Here is a 20,488-nt window from a genome sequence, read left to right as displayed (position 1 = left end):
CTGGCCGCGCACAGCGACGCGATCCACCTCGACGCCGGGCTGTTCGCCCGGGTCGCGGCGGGACGGCCTGGTCATCCCCGGCGGCGAGTCCACCACGATGTCCAAGCTGGCGGTCATCTTCGGCATGCTCCAGCCGCTGCGCGAGCGGGTCGCGGCCGGCCTGCCGGTCTACGGGTCCTGCGCGGGCATGATCATGCTCGCGGACAAGATCCTGGACGGCCGGGACGACCAGGAGACGGTCGGCGGCATCGACATGATCGTGCGCCGCAACGCCTTCGGGCGGCAGAACGAGTCCTTCGAGGCGGCCGTGGAGATCGCCGGCATCGGCGGCGGCCCCGTGGAGGGCGTCTTCATCCGCGCCCCGTGGGTGGAGTCGACCGGCGCGCGGACCGAGGTGCTGGCCCGGCTCGACGACGGGACGGTCGTCGCCGTGCGCTCCGGAAACCTGCTGGCCACCTCGTTCCACCCCGAGCTGACCGGCGACCACCGCGTTCACGAGCTCTTCGTGGCCATGGTGCGCGCCGCGATCTAGTCCGACCCCGGTAGGATCTCTCCTGTTCATTTCTACTGGCGACGTTGTAAGGAGCTGGCGATGTCCGGCCACTCTAAATGGGCTACCACCAAGCACAAGAAGGCCGTGGTTGACGCCAAGCGCGGCAAGCTCTTCGCCAAGATGATCAAGAACATCGAGGTGGCGGCGCGCATGGGTGGCGGTGACGTCTCCGGTAACCCGACCCTCTACGACGCCATCCAGAAGGCGAAGAAGAGCTCCGTCCCGAACAAGAACATCGACAGCGCGGTCAAGCGCGGTGCCGGTCTGGAAGCCGGCGGCGCCGACTACCAGACGATCATGTACGAGGGCTACGGGCCGAACGGCGTCGCGGTGCTCATCGAGTGCCTCACCGACAACCGCAACCGCGCGGCCTCCGACGTCCGGGTCGCGATGACCCGCAACGGCGGTGCCATGGCGGACCCGGGTTCGGTCTCCTACCTGTTCAACCGCAAGGGCGTCGTCATCGTCCCCAAGGGCGAGCTGTCCGAGGACGACGTGCTGGGCGCGGTGCTGGACGCGGGGGCCGAAGAGGTCAACGACCTCGGCGAGTCCTTCGAGGTCATCAGCGAGGCCACCGACATGGTCGCGGTCCGCACCGCGCTCCAGGACGCGGGCATCGACTACGACTCCGCGGACGCCAACTTCGTCCCCACCATGCAGGTGGAGCTGGACGAGGAGGGCGCGCGCAAGATCTTCAAGCTCATCGACGCGCTGGAGGACAGCGACGACGTGCAGAACGTCTTCGCCAACTTCGACGTGAGCGACGAGGTCATGGAGCAGGTCGACGCCTGATCGCCGCGCGATCGCGTGAGGTCAGCGGACGGGCCGGCGGGGACACACCCCGCCGGCCCGCCGGCTTTTGCGGCGATGTCAGTCGGAACGGCTAACCTGCAGGAACAGTTGACCGACAGGGCGTGAGGGGTGACGGGGTGCGGGTACTCGGCGTGGACCCGGGACTGACCCGGCTCGGCATCGGCGTCGTGGACGGCGTCCCGGGACGCCCGCTGACGATGGCCGGGGTCGGCGTGGTGCGCACCCCGGCCGACGCGGAGATCGGCCCCCGCCTCGTCCTGATCGAGCGCGGCATCGAGGCGTGGCTGGACGAGTACCGCCCGGAAGTCGTCGCCGTGGAGCGGGTGTTCAGCCAGCACAACGTCAGCACGGTCATGGGCACCGCCCAGGCCAGCGCCGTCGCGATGCTCTGCGCCAGCCGGCGCGGCCTCCCCGTCCACCTGCACACCCCCAGCGAGGTCAAGGCCGCCGTCACCGGCAGCGGAAGGGCGGACAAGGCCCAGGTCGGCGCCATGGTGACGCGGCTGCTGCGGCTGGACGAGCCGCCCAAGCCGGCCGACGCGGCGGACGCGCTGGCGCTCGCCATCTGCCACATCTGGCGCGGTACCGCCACCAACCGCCTCCAACAGGCCATCGCCGCCCACAAGCCGGCACGAATCCAGGAGCCCCGAGCATGATCGCCTTCGTCAGCGGCCCGGTCGCCGCCCTCGCCCCGGACGCCGCGGTCATCGAGGTGGGCGGCATCGGCATGTCCGTCCTGTGCACCCCCGGCACCCTCGCCGGCCTGCGCACCGGCCAGCAGGCCAGGCTCTCGACCTCGCTCATCGTCCGTGAGGACTCGCTGACGCTGTACGGCTTCGCCGACGACGACGAGCGGCTGGTCTTCGAGCTGCTGCAGACCGTCAGCGGCGTCGGACCGCGGCTGGCGCAGACGATGCTCGCGGTGCACTCCCCGGACGCGCTGCGGGTCGCCGTCGCCACCGGCGACGAGAAGGCGCTCACCGCCGTGCCCGGCGTCGGCAAGAAGGGCGCCCAGCGGCTCCTGCTGGAGTTGAAGGACCGGCTCGGCGAGCCCGTCGGCCCCGGCGCGCAGCGCGGGATCGGCAGCGCGGTCAGCGCCTCCTGGCGCGACCAGCTGCACGCGGCGCTCATCGGCCTCGGCTACGCCACCCGCGAGGCCGACGAAGCGGTCTCGGCCGTCGCGCCGCAGGCCGAGGCGGAGCTGGCGGAGGGCGGCACGCCCAACGTCTCCGCCCTGCTGCGCGCGGCCCTGCAGACCCTGAACCGCACCCGCTGAGGCCAGGCCGCCGCCCGCCTGCCCGCCCACCCCGCACCGCCGACCCGAAAGTCCACCATGCTGCGTTTTCCCGGGGAGCGACTCCCCGTACCCCTGCGCAAGGCCGGGTCGCCCGGACCGCGGAAGGCAGCGACGCGAGGTGGGGCACGATGAACTGGGACGAGCCCGCACCCGCCGCCGACGAGCTGCCGGAGCGGCTGGTCCGCTCCGACGCCGACGGTGAGGACCAGGCCGTCGAGGCGGCGCTGCGGCCGAAGGACCTGGGGGAGTTCGTCGGGCAGGAGCGGGTGCGGCAGCAGCTGGACCTGGTGCTGAAGGCGGCCAAGAAGCGCGGCGGCACCGCCGACCACGTCCTGCTCTCCGGAGCGCCCGGCCTCGGCAAGACCACCCTGTCGATGATCATCGCCGCCGAGATGGGCGCCCCGATCCGCATCACGTCGGGCCCGGCCATCCAGCACGCGGGCGACCTCGCCGCGATCCTGTCCTCCCTCCAGGAGGGCGAGGTGCTCTTCCTCGACGAGATCCACCGGATGTCCCGGCCCGCCGAGGAGATGCTCTACATGGCGATGGAGGACTTCCGGGTCGACGTGATCGTCGGCAAGGGCCCCGGCGCCACCGCCATCCCGCTGGAGCTGCCGCCCTTCACCCTGGTCGGCGCCACCACCCGGGCCGGCCTGCTGCCGCCCCCGCTGCGCGACCGCTTCGGCTTCACCGGCCACATGGAGTTCTACGCCCCCGCCGAGCTGGAGCGCGTCATCCACCGCTCGGCCCGCCTGCTGGACGTCGAGCTGGAGGGCGAGGGCGGCGCGGAGATCGCCGGCCGCTCCCGCGGCACGCCCCGCATCGCCAACCGGCTGCTGCGCCGGGTCCGGGACTACGCGCAGGTCAGGGCCGACGGGCGGATCACCCGCGAGATCGCCGTCCAGGCCCTGGAGGTCTACGAGGTGGACGCCCGCGGCCTCGACCGGCTGGACCGGGCCGTGCTGCGCGCCCTGCTCCAGCTCTTCGGCGGCGGCCCGGTCGGGCTGTCGACGCTGGCGGTCGCCGTCGGCGAGGAGCGCGAGACGGTCGAGGAGGTCGCCGAACCGTTCCTGGTCCGCGAGGGCCTGCTGGCGCGCACGCCCCGTGGCCGGGTGGCCACCCGGGCGGCGTGGACGCACCTCGGGCTGGTCCCGCCCCAGCAGCCCGCGGGCCCCGGCCAGGGTGGCCTGTTCGGACCGTGACGGCACGGGGACTCGCTCCCCAGGAACCCCAGTGCCATGCTGGGCGTTGTTTCACCGGCGAGGACTCGCTTAGACTCCGCCGACGCCCTTCCTCCGGATCGGCATACACCCCCGTAGATCAGGCCAGCCACCGCGGCCGTGCGAAGGAACGTTGTAAATCGTGAGTATCGGCTTGCTCCTCCCGTTCATCATCCTTATCGGTGCCATGTTCCTCATGACCCGGTCTGCCAAGAACAAGCAGCGGCAGGCGGCGACGATGCGGAACCAGATGGAACCGGGCTCCGGTGTCCGCACCATCGGCGGCATGTACGCCGTGGTGAAGGAAGTCAACGAGGACACGGTCCTCCTGGAGCTGGCCGACGGGGTGCACGCGCACTTCGCCAAGAACGCCATCGGCGCCGTCCTCGACCAGGCCGAGTACGACCGGATCGTGCACGGCATCGAGCCCGAGGAGCTGGAAGAGGGCTCCGAGGACCTCGGCGAGGACGCGCCGCACGATGAGGACGTGGCTCACGACCAGGACGCCGCCACGGCCGGGGCCGCCGATGACGAGCGCATCGACCTGAGCAAGACGGAGGACGAGCCGAAGAAGGACGGCACCGACCCCAAGTAGGGCGGTCGGTCCGGACTCTCACATCACTTCGTGGCCACCCCACGGGCGCGCAGGCCCGGGGGCTGGTTGGACAGGGAGATACAAGAAGGTGGCAGCACCCAAGAAGGGCCGCAGGTCCTCGGGGAGTCAGGGGTACCCCGGGCGCGCACTGGCCGTGATCCTGATCGCGCTCGTGGCGTTGACGGGGACGATGTTCCTCTCGCACAACACGACTCCGCGACTGGGTATCGACCTCGCCGGCGGCGTCAGCATCACGCTGACGGCCAAGAGCGACCAGGCCGGCGCGATCAACAAGACCAACATGAACACCGCGGTGAGCATCATCAACCAGCGGGTCAACGGTCTTGGTGTCTCCGAGGCGGAGGTGCAGACCCAGGGCGACAAGAACATCATTGTCAACATCCCCAAGGGCACCGACGCCAAGCAGGCGCAGGAGCAGGTCGGCACGACCGCTCAGCTGTTCTTCCGGCAGGTGCTCGCCGAGCAGGCGAACCCCCCGGCCGTCAAGACGCCGCCGGCGACGCCCTCCCCGTCCGTGACCCCGACGGGCAAGGCCACCGGCACGCCGAGCCCGACGCCCAAGGGCGGCACCCCGCCGAAGGCCACGCCCACCTCGAGCGCCACCACCCAGGGCCGCGCGGTCACCGACGGTCTGAAGGCCGTCCCCGGCAAGGCGCCCACGCCGACGCCGACCCCCAGCCCGTCCGCGCCCCCGGCCGGCACGCTGGACAGCACGATTCCGGCCGACCTTCAGGCCAAGTTCACCGCCCTGGACTGCAACGACCCGAAGCAGCGCCTGGCGGCGAACCAGGGCGTCAAGCCGGAGAACAAGGTCGTCGGCTGCGGTGAGCGCGGCGAGAAGAAGGACAAGATCTGGTACAAGTACGCGCTCGGCCCGGCCGTCCTCGACGGCAAGGACGTCTCCAAGGCCAGTGCGAAGTTCGACACCCAGTCCGGCAACGGCTGGGTCGTCGACCTCAGCTTCACCGGTGGCGGCGCCAAGAAGTTCACCAAGGTCACCACGCAGCTCGCCACCCAGCAGCCCCCGCTGAACCAGTTCGCGATCGACCTCGACGGCAACGTCGTCTCGGCGCCCTCGGTCTCGCAGGCCCTGCCCGGCGGCAGCGCGACGATCTTCGGCAGCTTCACCCAGACGTCGGCGCAGAACCTGTCGAACGTCCTGTCCTACGGTTCGCTCCCGCTGACCTTCGACATCAGCGACGTGACCACGGTCTCCGCCGCCCTCGGCGGCGAGCAGCTGCGCGGCGGCCTCATCGCGGGCGCCGTCGGGCTCGCGCTGGTCGTGCTCTACATGCTGGCGTACTACCGGGGCCTGGGCCTCGTCGCGATCGTCAGCCTCCTGGTGTCGGCGGCGCTCACCTACACGCTGATGGCGCTGCTCGGCCCGGCCATCGGGTTCGCGCTGAACCTGCCGGCGGTCTGCGGCGCCATCGTCGCCATCGGTATCACCGCGGACTCGTTCATCGTCTTCTTCGAACGGATCCGTGACGAGCTGCGCGAGGGCCGCTCCCTGCAGCCCGCCGTGGCCCGCGGCTGGCCGCGCGCCCGGCGCACCATCCTGGTGTCGGACTTCGTCTCCTTCCTCGCCGCCGCCGTGCTGTTCGCGGTGACGGTCGGCAAGGTCCAGGGCTTCGCGTTCACCCTGGGTCTGACCACCCTGCTCGACGTCGTGGTGGTGTTCCTCTTCACCAAGCCGCTCATGACGATCCTGGCCCGGCGCAAGTTCTTCGCCAACGGCCACAAGTGGTCCGGACTCGACCCGAAGGGCCTGGGCGTCCAGGCCCCCATCCGCCGCGTCCGCCGCAGGACGAGCACCGAGACGAAGGAGGCCTGATGTCCAAGCTCGGCAATCTCGGACAGCTCGGACACCGGCTGCACCGTGGCGAGATCGCCTACGACTTCGTCGGCAAGCGCAGGCTCTGGTACGGCGTCTCGATCCTGATCACGATCGTGGCCATCGCCGGCCTGGCGATCAACGGTCTCAAGCTCGGCATCGAGTTCTCCGGCGGCGCGGTCTTCACGACCCCGAAGACGCCGTACTCGGTCACCGAGGTGCAGAACAAGATCGCCGGTCACACCGGCGGCCACGTCGCCACCGTGCAGAAGCTCGGCAACGGCGGGGTGCGGATCCAGGTCAGCGACATCTCCACCACGGAGTCGAAGGACATCCAGGAGAAGGTCGGCACCGACCTCGGTGTGCCGGCGGACAAGATCGACGCGCAGATCGTCGGCCCCAGCTGGGGTGAGGAGATCTCGAAGAAGGCCTTCACCGGCCTGATCATCTTCATGATCCTGGTGGTGATCTACCTCGCCATCGCCTTCGAGTGGCGGATGGCCATCGCCGCCCTCATCGCCCTGATCCACGACCTCACGATCACCGTCGGCGTCTACGCCATCGTCGGTTTCGAGGTCACCCCGGGCACCGTGATCGGTCTGCTGACGATCCTCGGTTACTCGCTCTACGACACCGTCGTCGTCTTCGACGGTCTCAAGGAGACGACCCGCAGCATCACCAAGCAGAGCCGCTTCACCTACAGCGAGCTGTCCAACCGCAGCCTGAACCAGACCCTGGTGCGCTCCATCAACACCACGGTCGTCGCGCTGCTGCCCGTCGGCGCCCTGCTCTTCATCGGCGGCGGCATCCTCGGGGCCGGTGTGCTCAACGACATCGCGCTCGCGCTCTTCGTCGGCCTCACCGCCGGTGCGTACTCCTCGATCTTCATCGCGACCCCGCTGGTCGCGGACTTCAAGGAGCGCGACCCGGAGATGAAGGCCCTCAAGAAGCGCGTGCTGGCCAAGCGCAAGGCCGACGCGGCCAAGGGCGTGGACCCGGCGGAGGAGGACCGGCAGGCCCGCGAGGACGTCGCCGCGGCCGAGGCCGCCGAGGAGGACGCCGAGCTGGACGACGGCGACCGTGCCGCCGCCGGCGGTGTGGTCGGCCAGCGTCCGCAGGGCGCCGCCACCCGCAGCCGCAACAAGAACCGGCCCTCGGGGAAGCGGCGATGACGGCGATCTCAGCCGCTGCCGAGGCGCTGCGCGAGCAGCTCCTCGGCCGGATCCGGGACGTGCCGGACTATCCGCAGCCGGGTGTGGTGTTCAAGGACATCACCCCGCTGCTGGCCGACCCCGACGCGTTCAACGCCCTGGTGGACGCCCTGGCCGTGCTCTGCGCGCGCCACGGCGCCACCAAGGTCGCCGGGCTGGAGGCGCGCGGGTTCATCCTCGCCGCCCCCGCGGCGGCACGGGCGCACCTCGGCTTCGTGCCCGTGCGCAAGGCGGGCAAGCTGCCCGGCGCGACCCTGTCGCAGCGCTACGAGCTGGAGTACGGCAGCGCGGAGATAGAGGTGCAGCGGGACGCCCTCGCCGCCGGCGACCGGGTCCTGGTCATCGATGACGTGCTGGCCACCGGTGGTACCGCCGAGGCCTCGCTGGAGCTCGTCCGGCGGACCGGCGCGGAGGTGGCCGGAGTCGCGGTCCTGCTGGAGCTCGGCTTCCTCGGCGGCCGCGAACGGCTCTCCGGCGCCCTCGCGGGCGCGCCGCTGGACGCGCTGATCATCGTCTGACACCGCAGGCCCGGCGCCTGCGGCACCCAGCACGGCCCCGGAGGCGGGCGCCCGGAACCACCGGGCGCCCGCCTCCTGCCACAGATCGATACCATGGGTGCTCTAACCCGCGTGAGGAGTGCTCTTGCCAGACGAGGCCCAGCCGCTCGACGCCGAAGGCGGGGACGAAACCCCCGCCGGGAGCAACGGAGCCGCCCCCGAGCCGCCGACGCCTGCCGTCCGGCCCGCACGGACCCCCGGCAGCGCGACACCCTCGCGCGCCGCAGGCTCCTCCAACCGCGTCCGCGCCCGCCTCGCCCGGCTCGGTGTGCAGCGCTCCAGCCCGTACAACCCGGTGCTGGAGCCGATGCTGCGCATCGTCCGGGGCAACGACCCCAAGGGCGACACCGCGCAGCTGCGGCAGATCGAGCGCGCCTACCAGGTCGCCGAGCGCTGGCACCGCGGTGTGAAGCGCAAGAGCGGCGACCCGTACATCACGCACCCGCTCGCCGTCACCACGATCCTCGCCGAGCTGGGCATGGACCCGGCCACCCTGATGGCGGGGCTGCTGCACGACACCGTCGAGGACACCGACTACAGCCTGGACGCGCTGCGCCGGGACTTCGGCGACCAGGTCGCGCTGCTGGTGGACGGCGTCACCAAGCTCGACAAGGTGAAGTTCGGCGAGGCCGCGCAGGCCGAGACCGTGCGCAAGATGGTCGTGGCCATGGCCAAGGACCCGCGCGTCCTGGTCATCAAGCTCGCCGACCGCCTGCACAACATGCGCACCATGCGGTACCTCAAGCGGGAGAAGCAGGAGAAGAAGGCCCGCGAGACGCTGGAGATCTACGCCCCGCTGGCGCACCGGCTGGGCATGAACACCATCAAGTGGGAGCTGGAGGACCTCGCCTTCGCGATCCTCTACCCCAAGATGTACGACGAGATCGTGCGGCTGGTCGCCGAGCGCGCCCCCAAGCGCGACGAGTACCTCGCCGTCGTCACCGACCAGGTCCAGCAGGACCTGCGCGCGGCCCGGATCAAGGCGACCGTCACCGGCCGCCCGAAGCACTACTACAGCGTCTACCAGAAGATGATCGTGCGAGGCCGCGACTTCGCCGAGATCTACGACCTGGTGGGCATCCGCGTCCTCGTCGACACCGTCCGCGACAGCTACGCGGCGCTCGGGACCATCCACGCGCGGTGGAACCCGGTGCCCGGGCGGTTCAAGGACTACATCGCGATGCCCAAGTTCAACATGTACCAGTCGCTGCACACGACGGTCATCGGGCCCAGCGGCAAGCCCGTCGAGCTGCAGATCCGCACCTTCGACATGCACCGCCGCGCCGAGTACGGCATCGCCGCGCACTGGAAGTACAAGCAGGACCCGGTCTCCGGCGCCTCCAAGGTGCGCACCGACACCCCGCGCAAGAGCGACGGCGACACCGTCAACGACATGGCGTGGCTGCGGCAGCTGCTGGACTGGCAGAAGGAGACCGAGGACCCCAGCGAGTTCCTGGAGTCGCTGCGCTTCGACCTCTCGCAGAGCGAGGTCTTCGTCTTCACCCCCAAGGGCGACGTGATAGCGCTGCCCGCCGGCGCCACTCCCGTGGACTTCGCCTACGCGGTCCACACCGACGTCGGCCACCGGACCATAGGGGCCAGGGTCAACGGCCGGCTGGTGCCGCTGGAGTCGACGCTCGACAACGGCGACCTGGTGGAGGTCTTCACCTCCAAGGCCGCCAGCGCCGCCCCGTCGCGCGACTGGCTGGGCTTCGTGAAGTCCCCGCGCGCCCGCAACAAGATCCGCGCCTGGTTCTCCAAGGAGCGCCGCGAGGAGGCCGTCGAGCAGGGCAAGGACGCCATCGCGCGGGCGATGCGCAAGCAGAACCTGCCGATCCAGCGGGTCCTGACCGGCGACTCGCTCGTCACCCTCGCCCACGAGATGCGCTACCCCGACATCTCCGCGCTCTACGCGGCGATCGGCGAGGGGCACATCACCGCCCAGTCCGTCGTCCAGAAGCTGGTCGACGCGCTCGGCGGCGAGGAGGGCGCGACCGAGGAGATCGAGGAGGTCACCACCCCCTCGCGCAACCGCTCCAAGCGGCGCGCCAACGCCGACCCCGGCGTGGTCGTCAAGGGCGTCGACGACGTGTGGGTCAAGCTGTCCCGCTGCTGCACCCCGGTGCCGGGCGACCCGATCATCGGCTTCGTCACCCGCGGCAGCGGCGTCTCGGTGCACCGCACGGACTGCGTCAACATCGAGTCGCTGTCCCAGGAGCCCGAGCGGATCCTGGAGGTCGAGTGGGCGCCCACCCAGTCGTCCGTCTTCCTGGTCGCCATCCAGGTCGAGGCGCTGGACCGGTCGCGGCTGCTGTCGGACGTCACGCGGGTGCTGTCCGACCAGCACGTCAACATCCTGTCCGCCGCCGTGCAGACCTCCCGCGACCGCGTCGCGACCTCGCGCTTCACCTTCGAGATGGGCGACCCCAAGCACCTGGGGCACGTCCTGAAGGCCGTACGCGGCGTCGAGGGCGTCTACGACGTGTACCGCGTCACCTCGGGCCGCCAGCGCTAGAGCAGACGCGAGCGGCCCCGGTACGGATCTGCCTCTCCGTACCGGGGCCGCTCGCGTGTGCGGGGCCGGAGCTCAGCCGCCGAACTCCTCCAGGCCCTTCAGCGCCTGGTCGAGCAGGGCCTGCCGGCCCTCCAGCTCACGGGTGAGCTTGTCGGCCTTCGACGTGTTGCCCGCGGCCCGAGCGGCCTCGGCCTGCGTGCGCAGCTTGTCGACGGCCGCCTGGAGCTGGCCCGTCAGCCCCGCGGCACGCGCCCGCGCCTCCGGGTTCGTCCGGCGCCACTCGTTCTCCTCGGTGTCCTGGATCGCGCGCTCGACCGCGTGCATCCGGGCCTCGATCCGCGGCCGGGCGTCGCGCGGCACGTGGCCGATGGCCTCCCAGCGCTCGTTGACCGCGCGGAACGCCGCCCGCGCCGCCTTGAGGTCCGTCACCGGCAGGAGCTTCTCGGCCTCGATGGCCAGCTCCTCCTTGAGCGCGAGGTTCTCCCGCTCCTGCGAGTCACGCTCGTTGAAGACCTCGGTACGGGCCTGGAAGAACTGGTCCTGCGCACCGCGGAAGCGGTTCCACAGGTCGTCCTCGGCCTCGCGCTGCGCGCGGCCCGCGGCCTTCCACTCCGTCATCAGCTCGCGGTAGCGGGCGGCCGTCGGACCCCAGTCGGTGGAGTTCGCCAGCGCCAGCGCCTCCGTGACCAGCTTCTCCTTGACGCGGCGGGCCTCCTCACGCTGCGAGTCCAGCGACGCGAAGTGCGCCTTGCGCCGCTTGGAGAAGACCGAACGGGCGTGGCTGAAACGGTGCCACAGCTCGTCGTCGGCCTTGCGGTCCAGGCGCGGCAGCGCCTTCCAGGTGTCCACCAGGGCGCGCAGCCGCTCGCCCGCGGTCCGCCACTGCTCGCTCTCGGCCAGCCCCTCGGCCTCCGCGACCAGCTCCTCCTTGGCCGCCTTGGCCTCGTCGGTCGCCTTCGCCTTGGCGATCTTGCGCTCCTCGCGGCGCGACTCGACCAGCCCGACGAGGGCGTCCAGCCGCGTGGCGAGTGCCGCCAGGTCGCCCACCGCGTGTGCCTCGGTGACCGACGCCCGCAGGTGCTCGATCGCGGTCAGCGCGTCCTTGGCCGCGAGGTCGGTGGTCCTCACCCGCCGTTCGAGGAGGCCGATCTCGACGACGAGCCCCTCGTACTTGCGCTCGAAGTAGGCCAGCGCCTCATCCGGAGACCCCGCCTGCCACGAACCGACCTCCCGCTCCCCGTCGGCCGTACGCACGTACACGGTCCCCGTCTCATCGACGCGGCCCCATGGGTCGCTGCTCACAGCGCCTCCTCCACGTGATGCCCGGCCGTTGTACGGCTCGCCGGCATCGTTCACAGTTTCCTCCGGTCGGGCTGCGCCCTGACCGGTCCAACGCCAACATAGGCGACCGGCGCCCCGGCTGTCCGCATCCAGCGCACGCGAAATTTACCTCCGGGGCCCGGCTCATCAGGGGTTCACGACTGCTTGACGACCGCCTTGTTGATCACCACGGTCGCGTTCGGCGCGGTGTTCCCCTGGGCGTCGGCGGCTGCCGCCCCCGCGCCCGCGATCTTCTCCAGCACCTTCATGCCGTCGGCGCCGATGGTGCCGAAGGGGGTGTAGGACGCCGGCAGCGGGCTGTCCTTGTAGACCAGGAAGAACTGGCTGCCGCCGGTGTGCGGCTTGCTGGTGTTCGCCATCGCGACGGTGCCCGCCGGGTAGGTGCCCTTCGCGACGGACGGGTCCTTGAGGTTCTCGTCCGGGATCGTGTAGCCCGGACCCCCCTGGCCGGTGCCGGTCGGGTCGCCGCACTGCAGGACGTAGATGCCCTCGGCGGTGAGCCGGTGGCACTTGGTGTGGTCGAAGTAGCCCTTGTCGGCGAGGAACTTGAACGAGTTCACCGTCGACGGCGCCTTCTCCGCGTTCAGCGCCAGCGCGATGTCACCGCAGGTCGTCTGGAGCGTGAAGGTGTACTTCGCGCTCTTGTCGATCGCCATCGCCGGCTCGGACTTCCACTGCTCCTTGCCCGGGGTGCCCGCACCGGGCTTGGCGCACGGGTCCGGTGCCTTGGCGGGCGTCGTGGCCGAGGGCGTGGCACTGGCGGCCGCGTCGGTCTTCGGCTTGTCCTTGCCGTCCAGGCTGCCGGTCGCGTACGCCGTGGCACCCGCGGCGACCACGACGGCCACCACGGCCGCGACCACGGCGTTGCGCCGGCGGGCCTTGGACTGCTCCACGGTCCTGCGCTGCTGCTGCCGCTCGAACTTCTCTCGGGCGAGCTGTCGCCGCCGCTGTTCCTTGGTGACCACTTCGCCGTCTCCCGGTCTTCTGCTTCAGTCTTGACGAAAACGTGTTCTCAACGTGAATCCGCGTGCGGCGAATCTTCGCGCCCCAGCGGGCCCGCAGTCCAGTACCCGCCCGCCACCCGTGCGGTACCCGCGGGCGCCCCTGCCGGGACGATACGGGTTCGCCCCGGCCGCTCCCGCGCCGGTAGGCTCGTGAGCTGCCGACACCTCCGCGGACGACAGAAGGACGAACGTGCTCATTGCCGGGTTCCCCGCCGGGGCCTGGGGGACCAATTGTTATGTGGTCGCCCCCGCCGCCGGTGAGGAGTGCGTGATCATCGACCCGGGTCACCAAGCGACCCAGGGCGTCGAGGACACGCTCGCCAAGCATCGCCTCAAGCCGGTCGCCGTCATCCTCACCCATGGGCACATCGACCATGTGGCGTCCGTCGTGCCGGTCTGCGGGGCCCACGACGTCCCGGCCTGGATCCACCCCCGGGACCGCTACATGATGAGCGACCCGGAGAAGGCCCTGGGCCGCTCCATCGGGCAGCAGCTGCTGGGCGAGCTGACGATCGGCGAACCCGACGACGTCCGGGAGCTGACCGACGGCGCCGCCCTCGGCCTGGCCGGCCTGGAGTTCACCGTCTCGCACGCGCCGGGCCATACGAAGGGGTCGGTGACCTTCAGGCTCCCCGAGTCCTCCGACGTGCCGTCGGTGTTCTTCTCGGGCGACCTGCTGTTCGCCGGCTCCGTCGGACGCTCCGACCTGCCCGGGGGCTCCCCGGACGAGCTGCTGGAGTCGCTGGCACGGGTGTGCCTGCCGCTCGACGACTCGACCGTGGTGCTCTCCGGCCACGGCCCCCAGACGACCATCGGCCGCGAGCGCGCCGCCAACCCCTACCTCGGGGAAGCGGCCCGCGGCTTCGGAGCCGGCTCGCCGGCTCCGCGACGAGGATTGTGACCAGGCTTGCTGTGAGTACCTTCCAGGCCCCTCGGGGCACCTATGACCTGCTGCCGCCGGATTCCGCGACCTTCCTCGCGGTGCGCGAGGCGATCTCCGCGCCGCTGCGCAATTCCGGCTACGGCTACATCGAGACACCCGGCTTTGAGAACGTGGAGCTGTTCGCCCGCGGTGTCGGCGAGTCCACCGACATCGTCTCCAAGGAGATGTACGCCTTCACGACGAAGGGCGGCGACGAGCTGGCGCTGCGCCCCGAGGGCACCGCGTCCGTGCTGCGCGCGACGTTGGAGGCCAACCTGCACAAGGCCGGATCGCTGCCGGTCAAGCTCTGGTACTCCGGCTCGTACTACCGCTACGAGCGCCCGCAGAAGGGCCGGTACCGGCACTTCTCGCAGGTGGGTGCCGAGGCGATCGGCATGGAGGATCCGGCGCTGGACGCCGAGCTGATCATCCTCGCCGACCAGGCGTACCGGACGCTCGGGCTGCGGAACTTCCGCATCCTGCTGAACTCGCTGGGCGACAAGGAGTGCCGTCCGGTCTACCGGGCCGCGCTCCAGGAGTTCCTGGCCGGGCTCGACCTGGACGAGGACACCGTGCGGCGGGCGGAGATCAACCCGCTGCGCGTGCTCGACGACAAGCGCGACGCGGTGCAGAAGCAGCTGGTCGGCGCTCCGGCGCTGCGCGACTACCTGTGCGAGGCGTGCAAGGCGTACCACGAGCAGGTGCGCGAGCTGCTGACGGCGGCGGGCGTGGTGTTCGAGGACGACGAGAAGCTGGTGCGCGGGCTCGACTACTACACCCGCACCACCTTCGAGTTCGTGCACGACGGACTCGGCGCGCAGTCCGCGGTCGGCGGCGGCGGCCGCTACGACGGCCTGTCCGAGATGATCGGCGGCCCCGCGCTGCCGTCCGTCGGCTGGGCGCTCGGCGTGGACCGCACGGTGCTGGCGCTGCAGGCCGAGGGGATCACGCTCGAACTGCCCGCCTCCACCAGCGTGTTCGCGGTGCCGCTCGGCGAGGAGACCCGCCGGGTGCTCTTCGGGGTGGTCACCGAGCTGCGGAAGGCGGGCGTGGCCACGGACTTCGCGTTCGGCGGCAAGGGGCTGAAGGCGGCGATGAAGGCGGCCAACCGCTCGGGCGCCACGTACGCGCTCATCGCCGGTGACCGCGACCTCGCCGAGGGCGTCGTCCAGCTCAAGGACATGGTGTCCGGAGAGCAGACCGCGGTGGCGCTCGACGGGATCGTCGCGGCAGTCCGGTCGCGGCTGGCCTGACGGAGGGCCGAGCACCCGGGCGGGTGCTCGGCCCCTCCACTCCCGCACGGGGGTGGAGCGGGCGGACTCCGGCGGCGTCGGGTCGCAGGTGCCCGGACCACCCCCCGCGTCGGCCGGGAGCACGGTTCGCCCGACGAGCGCGCGGCCCGTTCGGCACGGGTCAGATCAACCCGTGCCGCATCGCGCTGGTGACCGCCGCTGTGCGGTCGTCCACGCCGAGTCTGGCGAACGCGCGCAGCAGGTGGGTCTTGACGGTGCTCTCGCCGATGAAGAGGCGGCGGCCGATCTCCGCGTTCGTGCAGCCCTCCGCGACCAGGCGCAGGACCGCCGCCTCGCGGTCGGTCAGGCGGGGGCGTTCGGGGCGGGTGCGCAGCTGGTCCATGAGGCGGGACGCGACCGAGGGGGCGAGGACGGTCTCGCCGCGGGCGGCGGCGCGGACGGCGTCGGCGAGTTCGGCGCGGGAGGCGTCCTTGAGCAGGTAGCCTGCCGCGCCCGCCTCGACCGCGCGCAGGATGTCGCCGTCCGTCTCGTACGTGGTCAGCACGATCACCCGGCAGGGGAGTCCCGCGGCGGTGATGCGGGCGGTCGCGGCGACGCCGTCGCCGCCCGGCATCCGCAGGTCCATCAGCACGATGCCGGGGAGCAGCCGGGCCGCGAGCGCCTCGGCCTGCGGGCCGCTGTCGGCCTCGCCGACGACCTCCAGGTCGGGTTCGGCGTCGAGCATGCCGCGCAGGCCCTCGCGCACCACGGGATGGTCGTCGGCGAGCAGGACGCGGATCACGCGGGGCTCCTGGTGGCGGTGGCGGGCAGGGGGGCGGTGGGGAGGGTGATGACGACTTCCGTGCCGCTATCCGGCGCGCTGCGCACGTCGGCCGTGCCGCCGATCTCGCCGGCGCGGGCGCGGATCCCCGCCAGACCGTATCCGCCGGAACGGGTGCCGGTGCCGAAACCGCGGCCCTCGTCGCGGACCCGCAGGCACAGCGCCTCGGCCGCGTACTCCAGCGACACGGTGACCGGCGCGGCCGGTCCCGCGTGCCGGCGGGCGTTGGACAGGGACTCCTGGCAGCCGCGCAGGGCCACCACCTCCACGCCGGCGGGCAGCGGGCGGACGGCGCCGGTCACCTCGACGGTGGCCGCCGCGCCGGTCTGCTCGCGGTGGCGGGCCACCAGCCGGCGGACGGCGTCGGGCAGCGAGCTGCCGTCCAGGCCGGCGGGGCCGTCGCCGGTGACCAGGGCGCGGGCCTCGGCGAGGTTCTCGCGGGCGGTGCGGGCCATCAGCGCGAGGTGGCGGCGGGCCTCGTCCGGTGCGCCGGTCATCTCCGACTCGACGACCTGCACGAGCATCAGCAGGCTGGTGAAGCCCTGGGCGAGGGTGTCGTGGATCTCCCGGGACATCCGGGCCCGCTCGGCGAGCGCGCCGCGCTCGGCGGAGAGCCGGGCCACCTCCTCGCGGCTGGCGTCGAGTTCGGCGATGAGGTCGGCGCGCTCCGCGCTCTGCGTGATGATGCGGATGGTCCAGCCGCCGAACGCGGCGGAGAAGGCCAGGGTGACGACGGCGAAGACGGACTGGAAGAAGAGGTCGTGCGCGGCCGGCCGCCACAGCAGCCCCCAGCCCACCACCGGCACCAGGTTGACCACCAGCATCAGGGCCAGCGCCCGGCGCAGGTGCGTCCACAGCAGCATGAAGCACTGCGGGGCGAGGGCGAACGTGGCGAGCCGGGTCTCCCCGACGAGGAAGGCGGGCGGCAGGAACAGCGCCACCGCGCCGGTCAGGTAGAGCAGTGACCGGCGTTCGTCCGCGCCCTCGACGACCAGCGCGGGGCGCCCGACGGCGACGTACCAGGGCACGGAGGCGGTCAGCAGCACCGCGGCGACCGTCCGGAGGCCGGGGCCCGGGGTGGCCGCGCCCAGGATGAAGACGAGGGTGCAGAGGTACACCACCGCGAAGTAGGCGTCCCAGCGCAGGAACCGGTTGTTCCACTCGTCGCCGCCCCGGGCGCTGCCCGCGGTCATCCCTCGTCCCGGCTCTTCCAGCGGAAGGTCATCACACACAGCGCCAATCCTGCGACGCACCAGGCCCCCAGCACCAGGGCGGTCTTTCCGTACTCCCAGGCCCCGGCCTGCTCCAGCACCCGGGCGTGGTCGGGCAGGAACACCCCGCGAAAGCCCTGGCACATCCACTTGAGGGGGAAGAACGCGCCGACGGTGAGCATCCAGTCGGGCACGGTGTCGACCGAGATGTAGACGCCGGAGACGAACTGCAGGACCAGGAAGGGCAGGACGACCACCGAGGAGGCGCTGCGGGAGGACTTGGGGACGCTGCTGATCGCGATGCCGAGCAGGGAGCAGGCGACCACGCCGAGGACCAGGACCCAGCCGAAGGTCAGCCACTTGCCGGCGGAGGCCGGCAGGTCGAGGTCGAACAGGGTGGTGCCGGCGAGCAGCAGCAGGGCGGTCTCGGCGATGCCGGTGACCAGGACCAGCCAGAGCTTGCCGAGGAAGTACGCGGACTTCGGCATCGGGGTGCCGCGCAGCCGGCGCAGCGCCTTCTCGTCGCGCTCGATGGCGATGGAGATGCCCAGCGACTGGAAGCTGGTGGACATCAGGCCCGCGCCGATCATGGCCGACGCGTAGAGCTGGGAGGCGCTGACGCCAGAGCCGTGCAGGTCGTCGCGGAAGATCGACGCGAAGAGCGACATGAGGACGACGGGGAAGGCGAAGGTGAAGACCACCTGGTCGCGGACGCGGAAGAACTGCTTGATCTCCAGGGCGCCGCGGCTCAGGCCGATCCGCCAGGCGCCGGGAAGGCGGCCCGGTCCCGCCGCCGTGGTGGTGCCGGTCGCCGCCGTGGTGGTCATCGTGCGTCCTCCTGGCCGATCAGCCGCAAGTAGACGTCTTCCAGGGTGGTGCGGGTGACCCGCAGGGCGGGTATCTCGCCGTCGAAGCGCCGGATGAGCTCGGCGACGGTCCGGGTGGGGGTGTCGGTCTCGACGCTGCGCGGCCCCTCCCGCGGATCGGTCCAGTGCACGGTGGCCCGGTCCTGGGCCCGGCCGCCCAGGGTCGCCGGGTCGCCGTCCGCCACCACCCGGCCGCCGGCGATCACCGCGAGCCGCCCCGCCAGCGCCTCCGCCTCCTCCAGGTAGTGGGTGGTCAGCACGATCGTGGTGCCCTCCCGGGCCAGCATGCGGATCAGGTCCCAGAACTGCCGCCTGGCGGCCGGGTCGAACCCGGTCGTCGGTTCGTCGAGCAGCAGCAGGTCGGGGGAGCCGATCACCCCCAGCGCCACGTCGAGCCGCCGCCGCTGGCCGCCGGACAGGGCCTTGATGCGGCTGTCGCCCTTCTCCTCCAGGCCGACCAGCCGCACGACCTCCTCCGGGTCGCGGGGGCGCGGGTAGTACCGCGCGAAGTGCCGGACGATCTCGCGGACGGTCAGCTCCGCCGGGGCCGACTCGTCCTGCCAGACGATGCCGACCCGCGAGCGCCAGGCGCGGCCCGCGGTGCCCGGGTCCTCGCCCAGCACCGACACCTCGCCGCCGTCCCTCGTCCGGTGCCCCTGCAGGATCCCGACCGTCGTGCTCTTGCCCGCCCCGTTGGGGCCCAGGATCCCGAACACCTCGCCGCGCCCGATGTCGAGATCGACGCCGTCCACCGCGGTGACCTCGCCGTACCGCTTGCGAAGGCCCCGTACCCGCACCGCTTCGTTTCCCATGCCGCCCAGGCTCCTCCCGGCGGGAGCCGCGGGGGACGACCAGGAGGACACTTTTGTGTCCACCGTTCGATGGACCTCCGGGCACCTGCGGGCCATGTCGCTGGTGCACAATGAAAGTCGCGCGGGCTAACGACGGATCTACGGAACGGCGATATGACGACTTCGGCGCTCGACCAGACGCTCACCGACGGTGACCGCGATACCTCCCGGGGCACCATCGGCACGGGGCGCGCCTACGCGTGGCTGCTGATCATCTGTGGCGCGCTCGGGACGCTCGCGTCCTTCGTGATCACCGATGACAAGTTCAAGCTGCTGGAGGACCCGAACTTCGTCCCGGCCTGCAGCCTGAACCCGATCATCTCCTGCGGCAACATCATGAAGAGCGACCAGTCCCACGCGTTCGGCTTCCCGAACCCGATGATCGGCATGATCGCCTATCCGATCGTGCTCTGCATCGGCGTCGGGCTGCTCGCCGGGGCCCGCTACCGCGGCTGGTTCTGGCTGGGCCTGCAGGCCGGCACCGTGTTCGGCGTCGGCTTCGTGACGTGGCTGCAGTACCAGTCGCTCTACAGCATCAACTCGCTGTGCCTGTGGTGCTGCCTGGCCTGGGCCGTGACCATCGCGCTCTTCTGGTACACCGCCGTGCACAACATCAAGCACGACATCATCAAGGTCCCGGCCGGGGTGCGCTCGGCGGTCCTGGAGTTCCACTGGGTCGTGCCGGTGCTCTGGTACGGCATCATCGTGATGCTGATCCTGACCCGCTGGTGGTCGTACTGGAAGACGCTCGTCTGACCCTCCCGCGCCGCCCCGCCGCACCCGTCGCGGGGTGCGGCGGAGACATGGCCGCTACTGCGGGGTGACGTACGCGCCGCCGATACCGCCGTCCACGAGGAACTCAGCCGCGGTCATGAAGCTGGAGTCGTCGCTGGCGAGGAACGCCACCGCGGCGGCGATCTCCGTCGGCTCGGCGAAGCGGCCCACCGGGATGTGCACGAGCCGGCGGGCGGCGCGCTCCGGGTCCTTGGCGAACAGCTCCCGCAGCAGCGGGGTGTTGACCGGGCCCGGGCACAGCGCGTTGACGCGGATGCCCTCGCGGGCGAACTGCACGCCCAGCTCGCGGGTCATCGCCAGCACCCCGCCCTTGGACGCGGTGTAGGAGATCTGCGAGGTGGCCGCGCCCATCTTCGCCACGAACGACGCCGTGTTGATGATCGACCCCTTGCCCTGCCGCTGCATGTAGGGGAGCACGGCCTTGCAGCACAGGTACACGGAGGTCAGGTTGACGTCCTGGACCCGGCGCCAGGCGTCCAGGCCGGTGGTGAGGATCGAGTCGTCGTCCGGCGGCGAGATGCCGGCGTTGTTGAAGGCGATGTCGACCGAACCGTAGGTGTCGTACGCCGTCCTGAACAGCGCCTCGACCTGCTCGGGGTCGGTGACGTCGACCTTCACGAAGATCCCGCCGACCTCCTCGGCGGCGGCCTTGCCCGACCCCTCGTCGATGTCGGCGACGACGACGTTGGCGCCCTCGGAGGCGAGGCGGCGCGCGGTGGCCAGGCCGATGCCGCTGCCGGCGCCGGTGATGACCGCGGTGCGGCCGACGAGGCGGCGGCAGACTTCGGTGGTGGATGGCTCTGACATGC

18 protein-coding genes and 2 pseudogenes are annotated in these 20,488 nt (G+C 71.4%); 13 read left to right on the top strand and 7 right to left on the bottom strand.

Annotated features, from left to right (window positions below; genetic code table 11):
* The 10 genes from pdxT to ABZ721_RS04045 all read left to right on the top strand — a co-directional run.
* A partial coding sequence (pdxT, locus tag ABZ721_RS04090) for a pyridoxal 5'-phosphate synthase glutaminase subunit PdxT (protein WP_358786980.1) occupies positions 1-532 on the top strand: 532 nt, incomplete at its 5' end.
* 60 nt (positions 533-592) lie between these two features.
* Positions 593-1,345, top strand: a complete 753-nt coding sequence (locus ABZ721_RS04085) for a YebC/PmpR family DNA-binding transcriptional regulator (RefSeq protein ID WP_358786979.1) — start codon at positions 593-595, stop codon at positions 1,343-1,345.
* Positions 1,346-1,482: 137 nt separating this feature from the next.
* A complete protein-coding gene (ruvC, locus tag ABZ721_RS04080) occupies positions 1,483-2,022 on the top strand; it encodes a crossover junction endodeoxyribonuclease RuvC (RefSeq protein WP_358786978.1) in 540 nt (179 codons plus the stop codon).
* Entirely contained in the window at positions 2,019-2,642 is a 624-nt protein-coding gene (ruvA, locus tag ABZ721_RS04075) for a Holliday junction branch migration protein RuvA (RefSeq protein WP_358786977.1), read from the top strand. The genes ruvC and ruvA overlap by 4 nt, the downstream gene beginning before the upstream one ends.
* Before the next feature lie 149 nt (positions 2,643-2,791).
* Positions 2,792-3,865, top strand: a complete 1,074-nt coding sequence (ruvB, locus tag ABZ721_RS04070) for a Holliday junction branch migration DNA helicase RuvB (protein ID WP_358786976.1) — start codon at positions 2,792-2,794, stop codon at positions 3,863-3,865.
* A gap of 160 nt (positions 3,866-4,025) precedes the next feature.
* Positions 4,026-4,478: a preprotein translocase subunit YajC gene (gene yajC / locus ABZ721_RS04065; protein ID WP_358786975.1), complete on the top strand. Its 453-nt coding sequence runs from the start codon at positions 4,026-4,028 to the stop codon at positions 4,476-4,478.
* A gap of 88 nt (positions 4,479-4,566) precedes the next feature.
* Entirely contained in the window at positions 4,567-6,333 is a 1,767-nt protein-coding gene (secD, locus tag ABZ721_RS04060) for a protein translocase subunit SecD (protein WP_358786974.1), read from the top strand.
* Positions 6,333-7,505: a protein translocase subunit SecF gene (gene secF, locus ABZ721_RS04055; protein WP_358786973.1), complete on the top strand. Its 1,173-nt coding sequence runs from the start codon at positions 6,333-6,335 to the stop codon at positions 7,503-7,505. The genes secD and secF overlap by 1 nt, the downstream gene beginning before the upstream one ends.
* A complete protein-coding gene (locus tag ABZ721_RS04050) occupies positions 7,502-8,062 on the top strand; it encodes an adenine phosphoribosyltransferase (protein WP_358786972.1) in 561 nt (186 codons plus the stop codon). The genes secF and ABZ721_RS04050 overlap by 4 nt, the downstream gene beginning before the upstream one ends.
* 124 nt (positions 8,063-8,186) lie before the next feature.
* Positions 8,187-10,616, top strand: a complete 2,430-nt coding sequence (locus ABZ721_RS04045) for a bifunctional (p)ppGpp synthetase/guanosine-3',5'-bis(diphosphate) 3'-pyrophosphohydrolase (protein WP_358786971.1) — start codon at positions 8,187-8,189, stop codon at positions 10,614-10,616.
* Positions 10,617-10,688: 72 nt separating this feature from the next.
* Here ABZ721_RS04045 and ABZ721_RS04040 read toward each other — a convergent pair whose 3' ends face one another.
* A complete protein-coding gene (locus ABZ721_RS04040) occupies positions 10,689-11,918 on the bottom strand; it encodes a DUF349 domain-containing protein (protein WP_358786970.1) in 1,230 nt (409 codons plus the stop codon).
* A gap of 173 nt (positions 11,919-12,091) precedes the next feature.
* On the bottom strand, positions 12,092-12,922 hold the full coding sequence (locus tag ABZ721_RS04035; RefSeq protein ID WP_358786969.1) for a peptidylprolyl isomerase: 831 nt from the start codon (positions 12,920-12,922) through the stop codon (positions 12,092-12,094).
* Between the two features lie 229 nt (positions 12,923-13,151).
* Here ABZ721_RS04035 and ABZ721_RS04030 point away from each other — a divergent pair, with 229 nt between their 5' ends.
* Positions 13,152-13,862, top strand: coding sequence for an MBL fold metallo-hydrolase (locus ABZ721_RS04030; protein WP_358786968.1), 711 nt, complete (start codon positions 13,152-13,154; stop codon positions 13,860-13,862).
* A gap of 11 nt (positions 13,863-13,873) precedes the next feature.
* Positions 13,874-15,136 (top strand): histidine--tRNA ligase, encoded by a 1,263-nt coding sequence (gene hisS / locus ABZ721_RS04025; RefSeq protein WP_358786967.1) that lies wholly within the window; start codon positions 13,874-13,876, stop codon positions 15,134-15,136.
* A 160-nt stretch (positions 15,137-15,296) separates the two neighbouring features.
* Here hisS and ABZ721_RS04020 read toward each other — a convergent pair.
* The 4 genes and pseudogenes from ABZ721_RS04020 to ABZ721_RS04005 form a co-directional block, all read right to left on the bottom strand.
* A pseudogene (locus ABZ721_RS04020) lies at positions 15,297-15,987 on the bottom strand (response regulator transcription factor).
* A 22-nt stretch (positions 15,988-16,009) separates the two neighbouring features.
* A pseudogene (locus tag ABZ721_RS04015) lies at positions 16,010-16,531 on the bottom strand (sensor histidine kinase); the annotation flags it as partial.
* Positions 16,532-17,145: 614 nt separating this feature from the next.
* Positions 17,146-17,994, bottom strand: coding sequence for an ABC transporter permease (locus ABZ721_RS04010; RefSeq protein WP_358786966.1), 849 nt, complete (start codon positions 17,992-17,994; stop codon positions 17,146-17,148).
* Positions 17,991-18,845, bottom strand: a complete 855-nt coding sequence (locus tag ABZ721_RS04005; RefSeq protein ID WP_358786965.1) for an ABC transporter ATP-binding protein — start codon at positions 18,843-18,845, stop codon at positions 17,991-17,993. Before ABZ721_RS04005 ends, ABZ721_RS04010 begins: the two co-directional genes overlap by 4 nt.
* 153 nt (positions 18,846-18,998) lie before the next feature.
* Between ABZ721_RS04005 and ABZ721_RS04000 the strand changes: the two genes are divergently transcribed.
* A complete protein-coding gene (locus ABZ721_RS04000) occupies positions 18,999-19,640 on the top strand; it encodes a vitamin K epoxide reductase family protein (protein ID WP_358786964.1) in 642 nt (213 codons plus the stop codon).
* A 54-nt stretch (positions 19,641-19,694) separates the two neighbouring features.
* Here the strand turns inward: ABZ721_RS04000 and ABZ721_RS03995 are convergent, their stop codons facing one another.
* Positions 19,695-20,486 (bottom strand): 3-oxoacyl-ACP reductase, encoded by a 792-nt coding sequence (locus tag ABZ721_RS03995; RefSeq protein WP_358786963.1) that lies wholly within the window; start codon positions 20,484-20,486, stop codon positions 19,695-19,697.
* Positions 20,487-20,488: the final 2 nt, after the last annotated feature.

It is taken from the genome of Streptomyces sp. NPDC006733 (assembly GCF_040636125.1).
Classification (GTDB): domain Bacteria; phylum Actinomycetota; class Actinomycetes; order Streptomycetales; family Streptomycetaceae; genus Actinacidiphila.
Note: the sequence above shows the minus strand (reverse complement) of the source record. Positions and strands in the feature narration are given on the sequence as shown.

What these genes read in the sequence shown, in the direction of transcription:
- ABZ721_RS04005 (WP_358786965.1), bottom strand. Translation starts at nt 18,845, where the DNA reads ATGGGAAACGAAGCGGTGCGGGTACGGGGCCTTCGCAAGCGGTACGGC.
- ABZ721_RS04085 (WP_358786979.1), top strand. Translation starts at nt 593, where the DNA reads ATGTCCGGCCACTCTAAATGGGCTACCACCAAGCACAAGAAGGCCGTG.
- ABZ721_RS04050 (WP_358786972.1), top strand. Translation starts at nt 7,502, where the DNA reads ATGACGGCGATCTCAGCCGCTGCCGAGGCGCTGCGCGAGCAGCTCCTC.
- ABZ721_RS04010 (WP_358786966.1), bottom strand. Translation starts at nt 17,994, where the DNA reads ATGACCACCACGGCGGCGACCGGCACCACCACGGCGGCGGGACCGGGC.
- ruvA (WP_358786977.1), top strand. Translation starts at nt 2,019, where the DNA reads ATGATCGCCTTCGTCAGCGGCCCGGTCGCCGCCCTCGCCCCGGACGCC.
- ruvB (WP_358786976.1), top strand. Translation starts at nt 2,792, where the DNA reads ATGAACTGGGACGAGCCCGCACCCGCCGCCGACGAGCTGCCGGAGCGG.
- ABZ721_RS03995 (WP_358786963.1), bottom strand. Translation starts at nt 20,486, where the DNA reads ATGTCAGAGCCATCCACCACCGAAGTCTGCCGCCGCCTCGTCGGCCGC.
- secF (WP_358786973.1), top strand. Translation starts at nt 6,333, where the DNA reads ATGTCCAAGCTCGGCAATCTCGGACAGCTCGGACACCGGCTGCACCGT.
- ABZ721_RS04000 (WP_358786964.1), top strand. Translation starts at nt 18,999, where the DNA reads ATGACGACTTCGGCGCTCGACCAGACGCTCACCGACGGTGACCGCGAT.